This is a genomic window from Xanthomonas translucens pv. cerealis (assembly GCF_006838285.1).
GTDB classification, from domain to species: Bacteria; Pseudomonadota; Gammaproteobacteria; order Xanthomonadales; family Xanthomonadaceae; genus Xanthomonas_A; species Xanthomonas_A cerealis.
Window position 1 is genome coordinate 2,186,523 of the sequence record NZ_CP038228.1, and the last position, 14,905, is coordinate 2,201,427.

Below are 14,905 nucleotides of genomic sequence, written 5' to 3' on the forward strand. Positions count from 1 at the left end.
TAAAATCCGGGAATGGGGATTGGGGAATGGGGAATGGGAAGCTGGGGCGAAGAGCGCTAACGCTGTTCTCGATTCCCCATTCCCAATTCCCGTTTCCCGGCTTTGGTCAGTACACGCGCGGTTTCGGCGGCACCACGTCAACATCCTTGCTGAGCGTGTACATGTGCACCGGGCGGTAGTCGAAGCTGCACTGGCCCTTGGCGTCGACGGTCACCAGGGTGTGCTTCTGCCAGTTGACGTCGTCGCGGTCCGGGAAATCCTCGTGCGCATGCGCACCGCGGCTTTCCTTGCGTTGCTCGGCCGAGTTGATCGTCGCCACCGCGTTGAGCAGCAGGTTGTTCAGCTCGTAGGTCTCGATCAGGTCCGAATTCCACACCAGCGAGCGGTCGGAGACCTTCACGTCCTCGAAGGTGGCGTAGATCTCGGCCATCTTGTCCACGCCTTCCTGCAGCGTCTTGCTGGTGCGGAATACCGCCGCATCGGACTGCATGGTGCGCTGCATCTTGTCGCGGATCACCGAGGTCGGGGTGCCGCCGTTGGAATTGCGCAACTTGTCGAGCAGGCCCAGCGCCTTGTCGCAGGCATCGCCGGGCAGGGTCTTGTGCGGCGCGCCGGTCTTGATCGTCTCGGCGCAACGGATCGCCACCGCGCGGCCGAACACCACCAGATCCAGCAGCGAGTTGGAACCCAGGCGGTTGGCGCCGTGCACCGACACGCAGGCCGCTTCGCCGATCGCGTACAGGCCGGGCACCACCGCATCTGGGTTGTCGCCGTCCTTGCGCACCACTTCGCCGTGGTAGTTGGTGGGGATGCCGCCCATGTTGTAGTGAACGGTCGGGAGCACCGGGATCGGCTGCTTGGCCACATCGACGCCGGCGAAGATGTGCGCGCTCTCGGCGATGCCGGGCAGCTTCTCGTTGATCACTTCCGGGCCGAGGTGGGTCAGGTCGAGCAGGATGTGGTCCTTGTGCTCGCCGACGCCGCGGCCTTCGCGAATCTCGATGGTCATCGAGCGCGACACCACGTCGCGCGAGGCCAGATCCTTGTAGTGCGGCGCGTAGCGCTCCATGAAGCGTTCGCCGTTGCTGTTGCGCAGGATGCCGCCTTCGCCGCGCACGCCCTCGGTGATCAGGCAGCCGGCGCCGTAGATGCCGGTGGGATGGAACTGCACGAACTCCATGTCCTGCATCGGCAGGCCGGCGCGCATCACCAGGCCGCCGCCGTCGCCAGTGCAGGTATGCGCGGAGGTGGCGCTGAAGTAGGCGCGGCCGTAGCCGCCGGTGGCCAGCACCACGCCGTGGGCGCGGAACAGGTGCAGCGAGCCCTCGGCCATGTCCAGCGCGAGCACGCCGCGACACACGCCTTCTTCGTCGAAGATCAGATCGAGCGCGAAGTACTCGATCATGAAGCGCGCATCGTGCGCCAGCGACTGCTGGTACAGCGTGTGCAGCATGGCGTGGCCGGTACGGTCGGCGGCGGCGCAGGTGCGCTGCGCGGACGGGCCTTCGCCGTACTTGGTGGTCATGCCGCCGAACGGACGCTGGTAGATCTTGCCGTCCTCGGTGCGCGAGAACGGCACGCCGTAATGCTCCAGCTCGATGATCGCCGGAATCGCCTCGCGGCACATGTACTCGATCGCGTCCTGGTCGCCCAGCCAGTCCGAGCCCTTGATGGTGTCGTAGAAGTGGTAGCGCCAGTCGTCCTCGCCCATGTTGCCGAGCGCGGCGGAGATGCCGCCCTGCGCGGCCACGGTGTGCGAACGGGTCGGGAAGACCTTGGTCAGGCAGACCGTCTGCAGGCCCTTGGCGGCCAGGCCGAAGGTGGCGCGCAGGCCGGCGCCGCCGGCGCCGACCACGACCATGTCGTACTTGTGTTCGGTGATCTTGTAAGCGGACATCTAATTTGAATTCCTGTTCCAGGCGCCGATCAGGCGCTGCCCAGCGCGATGCGGGCGACCGCGAATACACCGACGAGCGCACCGAGCACGGCGACGAACTTCACCGTGGTCTGCAGCGCCAGGGCCAGCAGCGAGTTGTGCACATAGTCTTCGAGGATCACCTGCAGGCCGATCTGCGCATGCCAGAACATCGCGATCAGGAAGCCGACCAGCAGCACCGCGTTCCACGGCTTGGCCACCGCCGCGGTGGCGGTTACGTAGTCGGCGCCGAGCAGACTCAGCACGAACACCAGGAACCACAGGCTCAGGCCGACCAGCGCGGTGGCGGTGAGCCGCTGCAGCACGAAGTGCTCGGTGCCGGACTTGGCCGCGCCCAGGCCGCGCACGTTCTTCAACGGGGTGCGATAGCGGCTCATGCGCCGGCTCCGGTCAGCACGTAGGCCCAGATCAGCGCGACGATCACCAGGCTGCCGATCACCGACAGCCAGCTGTTGCGCACGAAGGCGGGGATGCTGAAGCCGTGGCCGAAGTCCTGCACGATGTGGCGCAGGCCGTTGCACAGGTGGTAGGCGAAGGCCCAGCTCCAGGCGAACAGGAACAGCTGGCCGTACCAGGCGCCGGCCATGCCGCGGAAGCAGTTCCAGGACGCCGGGCCGAGCATCAGCACCAACAGCGCGGCCGCAAGGATCAAGGCACCGACCGACAGGATGATGCCAGTGGCTCGATGCAGGATCGAGGTGACCATCTGGATCTGCCAGCGATAGACCTGCAGGTGGGGGGACAGGGGACGTTCGCGCGTAGCCATTCGCTGGGCTCGTTGTCTCGGCTGGGCGGCGTGCTTAAGGCCGCGTTGGCTCAAAGCTGCTCAAAAATCGATGCAGCGTCCGTTTTTTTCCCAGTCGCCGTAGCGCGTTGGCTCGAGGCCGCCGCGACCGCCGATTTCCCGCGGCGCAGGCGTCGCTTGCGGAGTGTTCTCCTCGGCGGGTCGCTGCGTTTCGGGCTCGGGCTCGGGTGTGGGGGTTGCTTGGCTTATCATGCGGGTCTCACAACAGTGTAATTTTAGTCCTCCCCCTCGTGCCTGACAACCTGAATCTCACTTCCGCCGGTTTTTCCGCGCTTCCAGACCTGCAATACGTGGCGTTGAGCGGCACGGATGCAGTGGCTTTCGCCCAGGCGCAGTTCGCCAACGATATACAGGCGCTGCGCAACGGCCACTGGCAATGGAACGCCTGGCTGAGCGCCAAGGGCCGGGTGATCGCGCTGTTCGCACTGCTGCGCCGCGCCGACGACGCCTTGCTGGTGCTGCTGCCGGACGGCGGTGCCGCGGAGTTGACAATCGCGCTGAACCGCTTCGTGTTCCGGCGCAAGCTGCGTATCGCCGCGCACGGCGACCTGCATGCCTACGCGTGCCTGGCTGCGCCCGCGCAGGCGCAGGGCGCGGCGCTGGCGCAACGTGGCGACGCCGCGATCGAACTGGACATGGGCGGCGACGGCCTGCCGCGCACGCTGTTGCTGGTGCCGGCTGAGCAGGCCACGCAGGATCCGACCGACCCGGCTTTCGTCGCCGCCTGGCGCCAGGCCGACCTGCGCCTGGGCCTGGCCCGGCTCGATCCCAGCCAGCGCGAGCAATGGACCCCGCAGCAACTGGCGCTGGACCGGCTGCACGCGTTCAGCGTGAAGAAGGGCTGCTATCCGGGCCAGGAGATCGTCGCCCGCACCCATTTCCTGGGCAAGGCCAAGCGCGCCCTGCAATTGCTGGAGGTGGACGGCGTGGCCGAGGTCGGCGCGCAGGTGTTGCGCGACGGACAGCCGCTGGGCAGCGTGGTCAGCGTCGCCGGCGCGTTGGCGCTGGCGGTGCTGCCGCTGGAAGAAGTGCCGCCGACCGGCTTGTCCATCGGCACGCATCCTGCGCATTGGCAGCCGCTGCGCGACGGCCTCGCGCGCTGAACTCAGCTGCCCGCGGCGCCCGCCTTGGCTTATTGCGGCTCCGAGTCCCGGGTCCCGAGTCCCGAGTCCCGCGCCTCCAGACGCTCTCCGCTCTCCGCATCGAAGAAATGCAGCGCCTCGCCGCGCACCGCAACGCGCAGGCGCTCGCCCAGGCCGGGCAGCGTGCGCGGCGCCACCCGCATCACCAGCGGCTGGCTGCCGTAGCTGAGATTGACGAAGATCTCGTTGCCGACCGGCTCGATCACCTCGATCGTGGCCTCGAACACGCCCTGCCCGTCCGCGCTGGGCTGCAGGTGCTCGGGGCGCACGCCGATCGCGATCGGCCGGCGCAGCCATTGCGGCGCGACCTGGGCGCCGTGCAACGGCACGCGGCCGCCGTCGGCCAGCTGCAGCTGCAGGCCGTCGTCCTCGACCAACTGGCCCTGCAGCACGTTCATCGCCGGGCTGCCGAGGAAGCCGGCCACGAACAGGTTGGCCGGGCGGCCATACAGCGCCATCGGCGTATCGATCTGCTGGATCAGCCCGTCCTTGAGCACCACGATGCGCTGGCCCAGGGTCATCGCCTCGACCTGATCGTGGGTCACGTAGATCATCGTGGTGCCGAGCTTGCGATGCAGCTGCGCGATCTCGGTGCGCACCGAATGGCGCAGCTTGGCATCCAGGTTCGACAGCGGCTCATCCAGCAGGAACACCGCCGGCTCGCGCACCAGCGCACGGCCCAGCGCCACGCGCTGGCGCTGGCCGCCGGACATCGCCCGCGGCAGCTTGTCCAACATCGGGGTCAGGCCCAGGGTCTCGGCGGCAGCGGCGACGCGGCGCGCGATGACCTCCTTGCTCTCGCCGCGCAGCTTCAGCCCGAACGCCAGGTTCTCGGCCACGGTCATGTGCGGATACAGCGCGTAGCTCTGGAACACCATCGCGATGTCGCGGTCCTTCGGCGCCACGTCGTTGACCAAGCGCTCGCCGATGCGCAGCTCACCGCCGCTGATCTCTTCCAGCCCCGCGATCATCCGCAGCAGGGTGGATTTGCCGCAGCCCGAGGGCCCGACCAGCACCATCAGTTCGCCGTCGGCCACTTCGAAGCTGGCCCCGTGCACGGCGACCTGGCCGTTGTCGTAGACCTTGCGGATGTTGTCCAGTTGTACGTTCGCCATGGTGCGGTATCCGGTTTCCGGCAGGAGGAACGGGCTGCCGCCGGTCCCTCCCGAAGGCAGTGCATACGCATGCGGTTCGCATCGTGCCAGCGGCACAGGCAACAACGAGAGCGCAATGCGGTATTCTGCCATGTAACCGTTTTCACGGGGCGACATCGACGCCTGGGAGGGCCCGCGATGCGAACCGCCAGCCGCCGCCGTCCGGGCGTGCGCCGAGCGCCGGATCTGATGCTTGCGGCATTAGACAGGTATGCTGGGAGGTCTGGCCGTCGTATTCATCTCCCGGATCGTGCGCTCCCGCTTAGCGGTCGTCATCGCTATGCCCCCGCGCGAGCTACAGGACGGATACAGGCCGCTTCCGCCGCTTGCTTACCAACGCCACATCACTACTAGCCCCCAGGTGATCGACGAAATGTCACCCGAAACCGAAAACCGGTCGATGCACGATACCTTCCTGCTGTTTGGCGCTACCGGCGACCTGGCCCAGCGCTACCTGTTCCCGTCGCTGCTGCGCATGCTGGACGACGGCTTCCTGCCGGACGACTTCCGCATCCGCGCGCTGGCGCTATCGCCGCACGACACTGCCAAGTTCCACGAGATCCTCAAGCCGCGGCTGCAGGCGGCGGTGCCGCAGGTCAGCGCGGCGGTGATCCAGTCGCTGCTGGATCGCACCGACTACCGCTCGGTGGACCTGCGTAACGCCGAGTCGGTGGCCGACGCGGTGCGCGAGCTGGCCTCGCGCAAGTGCGTCAGCTACCTGGCGATCCCGCCGGGGCTGTACATCAGCACCTGCCAGGGCCTGGCGCTGGGCGGCGCGCTGGCCGCGCCGAACCGGCTGATGCTGGAGAAGCCGATCGGCCACGACTCGGCCAGCGCGCGCGAGATCCTGCAGGCGATCGGCGCGCTGATCGACGAGGACCGCGTGTTCCGCCTGGACCACTACCTCGGCAAGGCGGCGGTGCAGAACCTGATCGCGCTGCGTTTCGGCAACACCCTGCTGGAAGCGGTGTGGAACCGCAACTACATCGAATCGGTGGAGATCCTGGTCGCCGAGAGCGAGGGCGTGGACGGCCGCGATGCCTACTACGCGCGTTCCGGCGCGCTGCGCGACATGGTCCAGAGCCACATCCTGCAGCTGCTGTGCCTGGTGGCGATGGAGCCGCCGGCCTCGTTGGAAGCGGACCGCATCCGCGACGAGAAGGTCAAGGTGCTGCGCGCGCTGCGCCCGCTGCAGGCCGCGCATGCCGCGCGCGACAGCGTGCGCGGGCGCTACACCGCCGGCACCATCAACGGCCAGCAGGCGCAGGCCTATCAGCCGCCGGAGGGCAGCGACGTGGAGACCTTCGTCGGCGTCACCGCCCACATCGACAACTGGCGCTGGGCCGGCGTGCCGTTCCGGCTGTGCACCGGCAAGCGCCTGGCCGAGCGCACAACGCGCATCGTGGTCACGCTCAAACCGGTCACCCACTGGCTGTTCGAGCGCCCCGACGCGCAGCACGTGGCGCCGAACCGGCTGACCTTCCAGTTGCAACCGCAAGAGAACATCGAACTGGGCCTGATGAGCAGCCTGGCCGGCCCGGAATGGGGCGCGCTGGAACTGCAGCCGCTGGAACTGGAACTGTCGATGCCGACCGGCCTGCATCGCCGCATCGCCTACGAGCGGTTGATGCTCGACGCGCTCAACGGCAACCATGCGCTGTTCGTGCGCGACGACGAAGTACGCGCGGCCTGGGCCTGGATCGACAGCGTCAGCGACGCATGGGCGCAGGCGCAACTGCCGCTGCTGCCCTACCCGGCCGGCAGTTGGGGACCGCAGGAAGCCGAGCGCTATGTCTGCGCCGACGACGCCAGCGCCGTGCAGCGGGACGCGCCATGAGCGCGCCACTGCGGCCGGTGCTGGTCGCCGACATCGGCGGCACCAACGCACGCTTCGCGCTCGCCGATCTCGACGCGTCCACACCGTTGCTCGACGACAGCACCCAGACCTATGCGGTGGTGGAGTTCCCGTCGCTGGGCGACGCGGCGCGCCACTACCTGCAACAGACCGGGGTGGACGCACGCAGCGGCGTGTTCGCCGTGGCCGGGCGGGTGGATGGCGACGAGGCGCGTATCACCAACCATCCTTGGGTGATTTCGCGTTCGCGCACTCGCGCCATGCTCGGCTTCGACGCACTGCACTTGATCAACGACTTCGCCGCGCAGGCGATGGCGATCAGCCTGCTGCAGCCGCAGGACGTGGTCCAGGTAGGCGGCGCAGCGTGGCAGCCGGCACCGATCGCGCAGCCACGCAACTATGCGGTGATCGGCCCTGGCACCGGCCTGGGCGTGGGCGGCCTGCTGATCCGCGGCGGCCGCTGCTATCCGCTGGAGACCGAGGGCGGCCACGTCAGCTTCCCGCCGGGCACGCCGGAGGAAATCCGCATTCTCGAGCTGCTGTCGCAGCAGTTCGGGCGCGTGTCCAACGAACGCCTGATCTGCGGTCCAGGCCTGGTCAACATCCATCGCGCACTGAGCGAGATCGCCGGCGACAACCCCGGCCCTCTGCAGCCAGCGGACATCACCGCGCGCGCGGCGCAGGGCGACTACCGCGCGATGCGCACCATCGACGTGTTCTGCGCGGTGTTCGGTGCCATCGCCGGCGACCTGGTGCTGATGCACGGCGCCTGGGACGGCGTGTTCCTGACCGGCGGGCTGGTGCCGAAGATGCTGGACGCATTGCAGCACTCCGGCTTCCGCCAGCGCTTCGAGCATAAAGGCCGCTTTTCGTCGATCATGGCGCGGGTGCCGTCGCTGGCGGTGACCCACCCCCGTGCCGGTCTGCTCGGCGCCGCCGCCTACGCAGTCGATGCCGAACGCGAATCCCCAGGAGTCGTTGCATGAGCCCCACGTTGTCCGATCGCATCACCCTGATCCGTTACCACGATCCCGACGAATGGATCGACGCGGCGGCGGCCGAGATCGGCGACGCGCTGCGCGCTGACATAGACCAGCGCGGCGGCGCGCGCCTGCTGCTGTCCGGCGGCACCACCCCGGCGCCGGTGTACCAGGCGCTGGCCGAGCTGCCGCTGGACTGGACCAAACTGGAAGTGGGCCTGGTCGACGAGCGCTGGCTGTCGCCGCAGGACAGCGACAGCAACGCCTACCTGGTCCGGCAGAGCTTCCTGGAGCGTGCCGAAGGCGCGCGTTTCGAACCGCTGGTGCGGGTCGGCCAGCCGCTGCAGGATTGCGTGCACGCCGCCAACCTGCACGCGCAACACGCGCCGGCCGCATGCATGGCGGTGCTGGGCATGGGCGGCGACGGCCACACCGCGTCGCTGTTCCCCGGCGCCACCGACCTGAACAAGGCGCTGGCCAATCCGCTGCCCTACGCCGCGCTCGATGCCACCGGCTGCCCCGGCGCCAACACCTGGCCGCTTCGCATCACCCTGACACCGGTCGGCCTGGCGCCGATCGGCCAGCGCATGCTGCTGCTGCGCGGCAAGCAGAAACTTGAGGTGCTCGAACGCACGCTGTCCGGCAACGATCCGCACGAATTCCCGATCCGCGTCGCCTTCGACACGCCCGGTGCGCGCTTGCGCGTGCACTGGTGCGAGTGAGGCCGGGACTCGGGACCCGGGACCCGGAACCCGGAACAGCCCAGCGCTGCGCATTCCCGCTTTCCCCAGTCCCCAGTCCCCAGTCCCCAGTCCCGACTACACCCCACACTTCATAGCCACTTCTGCCAATGACCCTGCACCCTAAAATCCACGCGATCACCGAACGCATCCGCGCGCGCAGTGCGCCGTCGCGGCGTGCCTATCTGGCCGGCATCGACGCCGCGTTGCGCGACGGCCCGTTCCGCAGCCGCCTGAGTTGCGGCAACCTGGCGCACGGCTTCGCCGCCTGCGGCCCGACCGACAAGAGCCGGCTGGAAGGCGGGATCACCCCGAATCTGGGCATCGTCACCGCCTACAACGACATGCTGTCGGCGCACCAGCCGTTCGAGCACTACCCCGAGATCATCCGCAGCACCGCGCGCGCGCTCGGCGCCACCGCGCAGGTCGCCGGCGGCGTGCCGGCGATGTGCGACGGCGTGACCCAGGGCCGCCCGGGCATGGAGCTGTCGCTGTTCTCGCGCGACGTGATCGCCCAGGCCACCGCGATCGGCCTCAGCCACGACATGTTCGACACCACCATCTACCTGGGCGTGTGCGACAAGATCGTGCCCGGCCTGCTGATCGGCGCGCTGGCGTTCGGCCACCTGCCGGCGGTGTTCGTGCCGGCCGGGCCGATGACCCCGGGCATCCCCAACAAGCAGAAGGCCGAGGTGCGCGAGCGCTATGCCGCCGGCCAGGCCACCCGCGAGGAACTGCTGGCCGCCGAATCGGCGTCCTACCATGCGCCAGGCACCTGCACCTTCTACGGCACCGCCAATTCCAACCAGGTGTTGCTGGAGGCGATGGGCGTGCAGTTGCCCGGCGCCTCGTTCGTCAATCCGGGTACGCCGCTGCGCGATGCGCTGACCCAGCAGGCCACCGAACGCGCGCTGCGCATCACCGCGCTGGGCAGCGATTTCCGCCCGCTCGGCCGGCTGATCGACGAACGCGCGATCGTCAACGCCGCGGTCGCGCTGATGTCCACCGGCGGCTCCACCAACCACACCATCCACTGGCTGGCGGTGGCGCGCGCAGCCGGCATCGTGCTGACCTGGGACGACCTGGACGAACTGTCGCAGATCGTACCGCTGCTGACCCGCGTGTATCCCAATGGCGAGGCCGACGTGAACCACTTCGCCGCGGCCGGCGGGGTGGGGTTCGTGTTCCGCGAGCTGATGGACGCGGGGCTGATGCACGACGACCTGGCGACCATCGTGCCCGGCGGCATGCGCGCCTACGGCGACGAGGCGTGTGTGCAGAACGGCGCGCTGGCCTACGTGCCGAGCCCGGCCAAGAGCGCCGACGAAGCCGTGGTACGCCCGGCCTCCAACCCGTTCGAAGCGCAGGGCGGGCTGCGCCTGCTGCGCGGCAATCTCGGCCGTTCGCTGATCAAGCTGTCGGCGGTGAAGCCGGAATTCCGCACCATCGAGGCGCCGGCGGTGGTCATCGACGCGCCGCAGGCCTTGAACAAGCTGCACGCCGCCGGCGTACTGCCGCATGATTTCGTGGTGGTGCTGCGCTACCAGGGCCCGCGCGCCAACGGCATGCCGGAACTGCATTCGCTGGCGCCGCTGCTGGGCCTGCTGCAGAACCAGGGCCGGCGCGTGGCGCTGGTCACCGACGGGCGCCTGTCCGGCGCCTCGGGCAAGTTCCCGGCGGCGATCCACATGACCCCGGAAGCGGCCCGCGGCGGCCCGATCGCGCGCGTGCGCGAAGGCGACATCGTGCGCCTGGACGGCGAGGCCGGCACCCTGGAAGTGCTGGTGGATGCCGCCGAATGGGCGACGCGTGCGCTGGCGCCGAACACCGCGCCGGCCGCGCACGACATCGGCCGCAACCTGTTCGCGCTCAACCGCCGCGTGGTCGGCCCCGCCGACCAGGGCGCGATGTCGATCTCCTGCGGCCCGCCCGCGGCCGATGGCGACGTCTGGGACTACGACGCCGAGTACGACCTGGGCCGCAACGCCGAGGCGGCCGCGGCACCGCACGAGTCGAAGGACGCCTAACCCTGCAACCCGAAGCGGCGCCGCGCGCGCCGTGCTGCCCCCACGGTGGCCGCCTGCGGCCGCCACACTCCTGACCATCATCGCGAACACGAGATTGCCATGACGATTGCCGAATACCAGAACACCGCCGAACAGCTCCTGCGCGCCGCCGGCATCCTGCCGGTGGTGACCGTGCACAGCCTGGACGAGGCGCGCCGCGTCTCCGCCGCGCTGCTCGAAGGCGGCCTGCCCGCGATCGAACTGACCCTGCGCACGCCAGTGGCAATGGACGCGCTGGCGATGCTCAAGCGCGAGCTGCCGCACATCAAGATCGGTGCCGGCACGGTGCTCACCGAAACCCAGCTGCAGCAGGCGATCGACGCCGGCGCCGATTTCATCGTGACCCCGGGTACGCCGCCGGCGCTGGCCGAGGCGCTGGTGCGGGCGCCGCTGCCGGTGGTACCGGGTGCGGCCACCCCGACCGAACTGCTGGCGCTGATGGCGCGCGGCTTCCGCGTGTGCAAGCTGTTCCCGGCCACCGCGGTCGGCGGCCTGGCGATGCTCAAGGGCTTGGCCGGTCCATTGGCGGACCTGAAGCTGTGCCCCACCGGCGGCATCGGCGAAAGCACCGCCGCCGAGTACCTGGCGCAACCGAACGTGGTCTGCATCGGCGGCTCGTGGATGGTACCGAAGGACTGGCTGGCCAACGGCGCGTGGGACAAGGTGCGGGAAAGCGCGGCGAAGGCGGCGGCAATTGTGCGCGAGACTCGGTAAAGTCGGGACCGGGGACCAGGGACAGGGGACCCGGAAAATCAAAAGCAAACAAAAAGCGCCGGCATGCCGGCGCTTTTTGTTTGGCTGTTGCTGTCGCGTTTGCTGTTCCGAGTCCCCTGTCCCCGGTCCCGGCTCTACCGAGTCCCGAGTCCCGACGTCCCGGCTTCACCGCACCTCAATCTGCACATCCGCCGGCAACGAACGGATCCGCAGTTCGCCATGTTCCCACTGCGCCGGCTCGCTGTTGATCTGAGTGCGCCCGGGTTCGCCCGGATACGGCCACGGCAGCACCAGGCCACCGCTGGGCACGCGCAGGCCACCGCTGATGCCCAGGGTCAGGCGATTCTTCTGCCGGCGCAGCTGGTAACTCAACTCGCCCTGCGGGGTGCGCAGATCCTGGATCGCGATGCCCTTGCCGTCGAACCATGCCACCGGCACGCCGGCCGCCAGCACCAGGCTGTCGTCGATGTCGCGGGCGTAGGCGAACATGTCCAGCACCGAGCGGACGAAGTCCGAGGCCACCCAGGCATGCGGCAGGTCGCCGAGGAAGAACGGCTTGCGCGGCGTGCGCGAGACCACTTCGGCCCACTGGTTCCACGGCTGCGGCGCACGGTCCTTGAAGAAGAACTGGGTCGCGTCCCAGGCGCGCGCACGCCAGCCCAGGCGCACGAACGCGGCGACATTGCGCCACTCGTACGGGGTGTAGTCCTTCCACTCGCGCGTGCCGTCGCGGCGGCTGGCGAACTCGCCCCAATAGCGCTCGAAGGTGTCGTTGAGCAGTTGCGGCGGCAGCCGTCCCTGCTCCCCGCCCGGCGCCAGCGCGATGGTCGTGGAGGTGGGATCGAAATCGCCCAGCTCGGCCGAACCCGGCAGGAAATCGATGTGGTGCTGCTGCGCGGAGCTGTCCAGCGAGGCGTACAGGTCCTGGCGGAATTCGTCGCGCGCGGCGGAGAAGCGCACCATATCGTCGATCCGGCCAAGCTCGGCGGCGATCTCCACCGCGTCCTTGTAGCCGCGCAGCGCCCAGAAATTGTCCCAGTACGAATGCATCGGCTTGGCCGAATAGCCTTCGTGACTGATCGACACCGGCATCATCCCGTAGAAGGCCGGATTGCGCGCCCGGTTCTCCTCGGTCCGCTCGCTGAGTCGCAGTTGGTCCATGTACTCGTACGCGGCCAGCACGTACGGCCACATCTTTTCCAGGAACGCGCGGTCGCCGCTGTATCGGTAGTAGTCGGCGACGCCGAAGATCAGCTCGCCATGGCTGTCGTTCTCCGGCACCGGGTCGCTGCCGCGGTCGTCCACGCAGCACGGCACCATGCCGTTGGCGAACTGGTACGGCGCGTACCAGTCCAGATATTCGCGCGCCACGTCGGCGCGGCCCAGGCGCAGCAGGCCTTCGGAAATCATCGCGCCGTCGCGGATCCAGCTGCGCGAATACGAACGCGTACCCGGCTGCAGGCGCGGCCCGATCCGCGAGATCAGCATGTGCGCCAGCGCGGTGCGCAAGGTGTCGGCCAGCGGCTTGCCCTCGGCGGGGACGTTGAGCTGCACCCGGTCCAGCTTCTCGCGCCACTGCTCGGCCACCTGCTGTTGCGCACGCGCCGCGTCGAACCCGGATGGCAGCGTCTGCGCACCGGTCTGCGGGATCAGCAAGGCCACGTCGCGCACTTCGCCTGGGGCCAGGCGCCCGCGGTACAGCAGCGCGCCCGAGGCCAGGCCGTCGGCGTCCTGCGCCTGCTGCGGCAGCGCGGCAGTGTCGGCGGCCAGGCGTTCGATGTCGATGCCGGCGTCGAACGCGGTGGCATAGGCCGCGTCGGGTTTCTGCACCGCGAACACGCGCGGCTTGCCGTTAACCTGCACCTGGGCGCCGTCGAACGCCAGCGAACGGATCGGACTGACCCCGCCGACGGTATTGAGGAACTGGCTGGGCGGGTTCACCTGGAACGGCCGCACCGCCAGCGCCAGGGTGTAGTCGTGCGGCTTCTTGCTCGGGTTGCTGAGCCGGTAGCGCGCCACCAGCTGCGCCTGCTCCGGCGTGCCCTGGACGAAGGCGGTGATGCGCAGGCCGGCGTTGTCGTGGCGCCAGTCCACGCTGGGGATCGGCAGGTAGTCGTCCTGCAGGCTCTGCGCGCTCTTCACGTCGGCCCAGCTCAGGCGCTTGCCGTCCAGCAGCAGGAACGGCTCGATGCTGAAGCCGCCCTTGCCCACTTCGATCGCGCCGTCCTCGCCGACCAGGCCCTGCTCACGGCCGCCGTCCAGGCCGACGATGGTCCAGTACGGCTGTTCGCCACTGAAGCCGCGCGGGAACCAGCCGCGGGTGGAATCGGCCGCCACCGACTTGACGAAATCGTTCGGAGTCGCGGCGAAGGCCAGCGGCTGCAGCGCGATGTCGGCGATGCCGTAGCGGAAGCTGGGGCCGTCCTCCAGGTCGATGCGCACGTAGCGCGCCTCGGTTTCGGGCATCGGCAACCAGTCTGTGCCGCCGTTGCCGGCGCTGACGTTGCGCAGCTCGCGCCAGCTGCGGCCGTCGGCCGAGCCCTGGACCCTGTAGCGCGAGGCGTACACGCCCGGCGCCCATTGCACTTTGGCGCCGCCGAATTCGCGCACCTTGCCCAGGTCCAGCATGATCGTCTGGGTCTTGGCGTTGCCGCTGTACCACACCGTATCGGCTTTGCCGTCGGCGATGCGCTGCTCCAGCGCCGGCGCGGTGTCGGCGCTGACCTTCACTGTCAGCGGCGAGGTGTCCTGCGGCGGCAGCGGGGTCAGGGTCAGCTGGTCGAAGCACACCGTGCCCTTGCCGCCGACCTGGTTGTAAAGGGTGAACTCGACCTGCGCGCTGCGCTTGAGTTCCTTGTCCGGACTCGGCCCCCAGGCCTTGTCGATCTGCCGCTTCTTGAAGCTGACCGTGCTCCACTGCTTGGGGAAGTCGTAGCGCGGCCGGTTGACCCACCACACGTTGTCGCCGCTGGCGTCGACCAGCTTGAACTGCAGGTCGTTGCTCGGCGAATCGCCGCGCAGCTGGAATGCGAGCTGGTAGTTGTCCGGATACTCGATCGGGATCGCGCGGCGGATCCCGGCATAGCCGGAGACGCCGTTGAAGTCGTAGTCCAGGCAGATCGCCTTGGCGCGGCCACCGCTGGCCGCCTGCACCAGCCGGGTCGAGGCGATGACCTGATTGGAGACCACGATCTGCCAGTTGTCGAGATTATTGAAGCCGTCCAGCGGTACCGGCGCGGTCGGCGCCGCGGCGAAGGCCTGTGCCGCCGCCAGGCCCAGGATGGCCATCGCCCACCGTCTCATCATCGCCGCTCCCGTCATGAACCTCGTCCCCGTTGTGTCGTTGGCTTTTTTGTAGGAGGGGCTTCAGCCCCGACGCGTTACCGGTAAGGCGTCGGGGCTGAAGCCCCTCCTACAGCTACATCCTCAGCATGGCCGGCAGTTCAGCGCCGAGCCACGCAAGCGCACTCCCACACCCGCACATTCCCCATGCCGTCCATGGGGCAGCATACC

General features: G+C 68.8%; 12 protein-coding genes. 6 read left to right on the forward strand and 6 right to left on the reverse strand.

Annotated elements, in window-relative coordinates:
* Window positions 1-106 precede the first annotated feature (106 nt).
* The 4 genes from sdhA to E4A48_RS09655 are packed head-to-tail and all read right to left on the reverse strand — an operon-like array spanning window position 107 to window position 2,933.
* On the reverse strand, window positions 107-1,897 hold the full coding sequence (gene sdhA, locus E4A48_RS09640; protein ID WP_039006567.1) for a succinate dehydrogenase flavoprotein subunit: 1,791 nt from the start codon (window positions 1,895-1,897) through the stop codon (window positions 107-109).
* Window positions 1,898-1,926: 29 nt separating this feature from the next.
* Window positions 1,927-2,313 carry a succinate dehydrogenase, hydrophobic membrane anchor protein gene (sdhD, locus tag E4A48_RS09645; RefSeq protein ID WP_039006570.1) on the reverse strand — a complete coding sequence of 129 codons (387 nt, stop codon included), beginning with the start codon at window positions 2,311-2,313 and terminating at the stop codon, window positions 1,927-1,929.
* Complete coding sequence (gene sdhC / locus E4A48_RS09650; RefSeq protein ID WP_039006572.1) at window positions 2,310-2,702, reverse strand: succinate dehydrogenase, cytochrome b556 subunit; 393 nt, start codon at window positions 2,700-2,702, stop codon at window positions 2,310-2,312. The genes sdhD and sdhC overlap by 4 nt, the downstream gene beginning before the upstream one ends.
* Window positions 2,703-2,762: 60 nt before the next feature.
* Window positions 2,763-2,933, reverse strand: a complete 171-nt coding sequence (locus tag E4A48_RS09655) for a DUF1674 domain-containing protein (protein WP_003471722.1) — start codon at window positions 2,931-2,933, stop codon at window positions 2,763-2,765.
* Window positions 2,934-2,971: 38 nt separating this feature from the next.
* On the opposite strand from E4A48_RS09655, the gene ygfZ reads away from it, so the two are divergent.
* Entirely contained in the window at window positions 2,972-3,844 is an 873-nt protein-coding gene (ygfZ, locus tag E4A48_RS09660) for a CAF17-like 4Fe-4S cluster assembly/insertion protein YgfZ (protein ID WP_058196541.1), read from the forward strand.
* 29 nt (window positions 3,845-3,873) lie between these two features.
* On the opposite strand, the gene E4A48_RS09665 is transcribed toward ygfZ, so the two are convergent.
* Window positions 3,874-4,998: an ABC transporter ATP-binding protein gene (locus tag E4A48_RS09665; RefSeq protein ID WP_039009119.1), complete on the reverse strand. Its 1,125-nt coding sequence runs from the start codon at window positions 4,996-4,998 to the stop codon at window positions 3,874-3,876.
* Window positions 4,999-5,437: 439 nt separating this feature from the next.
* Here E4A48_RS09665 and zwf point away from each other — a divergent pair, with 439 nt between their 5' ends.
* The 5 genes from zwf to E4A48_RS09690 all read left to right on the forward strand — a co-directional run bounded on the left by zwf (window position 5,438) and on the right by E4A48_RS09690 (window position 11,392).
* Window positions 5,438-6,874, forward strand: a complete 1,437-nt coding sequence (zwf, locus tag E4A48_RS09670; protein ID WP_039009121.1) for a glucose-6-phosphate dehydrogenase — start codon at window positions 5,438-5,440, stop codon at window positions 6,872-6,874.
* Window positions 6,871-7,878 (forward strand): glucokinase, encoded by a 1,008-nt coding sequence (gene glk / locus E4A48_RS09675; RefSeq protein ID WP_039006574.1) that lies wholly within the window; start codon window positions 6,871-6,873, stop codon window positions 7,876-7,878. Before zwf ends, glk begins: the two co-directional genes overlap by 4 nt.
* A complete protein-coding gene (locus E4A48_RS09680; protein WP_142742330.1) occupies window positions 7,875-8,594 on the forward strand; it encodes a 6-phosphogluconolactonase in 720 nt (239 codons plus the stop codon). The genes glk and E4A48_RS09680 overlap by 4 nt, the downstream gene beginning before the upstream one ends.
* 128 nt (window positions 8,595-8,722) lie before the next feature.
* Entirely contained in the window at window positions 8,723-10,639 is a 1,917-nt protein-coding gene (edd, locus tag E4A48_RS09685; RefSeq protein ID WP_003471745.1) for a phosphogluconate dehydratase, read from the forward strand.
* A 99-nt stretch (window positions 10,640-10,738) separates the two neighbouring features.
* Entirely contained in the window at window positions 10,739-11,392 is a 654-nt protein-coding gene (locus E4A48_RS09690; RefSeq protein ID WP_142742331.1) for a bifunctional 4-hydroxy-2-oxoglutarate aldolase/2-dehydro-3-deoxy-phosphogluconate aldolase, read from the forward strand.
* A gap of 165 nt (window positions 11,393-11,557) precedes the next feature.
* Here E4A48_RS09690 and E4A48_RS09695 read toward each other — a convergent pair whose 3' ends face one another.
* Window positions 11,558-14,680 carry a discoidin domain-containing protein gene (locus tag E4A48_RS09695; RefSeq protein WP_142743142.1) on the reverse strand — a complete coding sequence of 1,041 codons (3,123 nt, stop codon included), beginning with the start codon at window positions 14,678-14,680 and terminating at the stop codon, window positions 11,558-11,560.
* Window positions 14,681-14,905 lie beyond the last annotated feature (225 nt).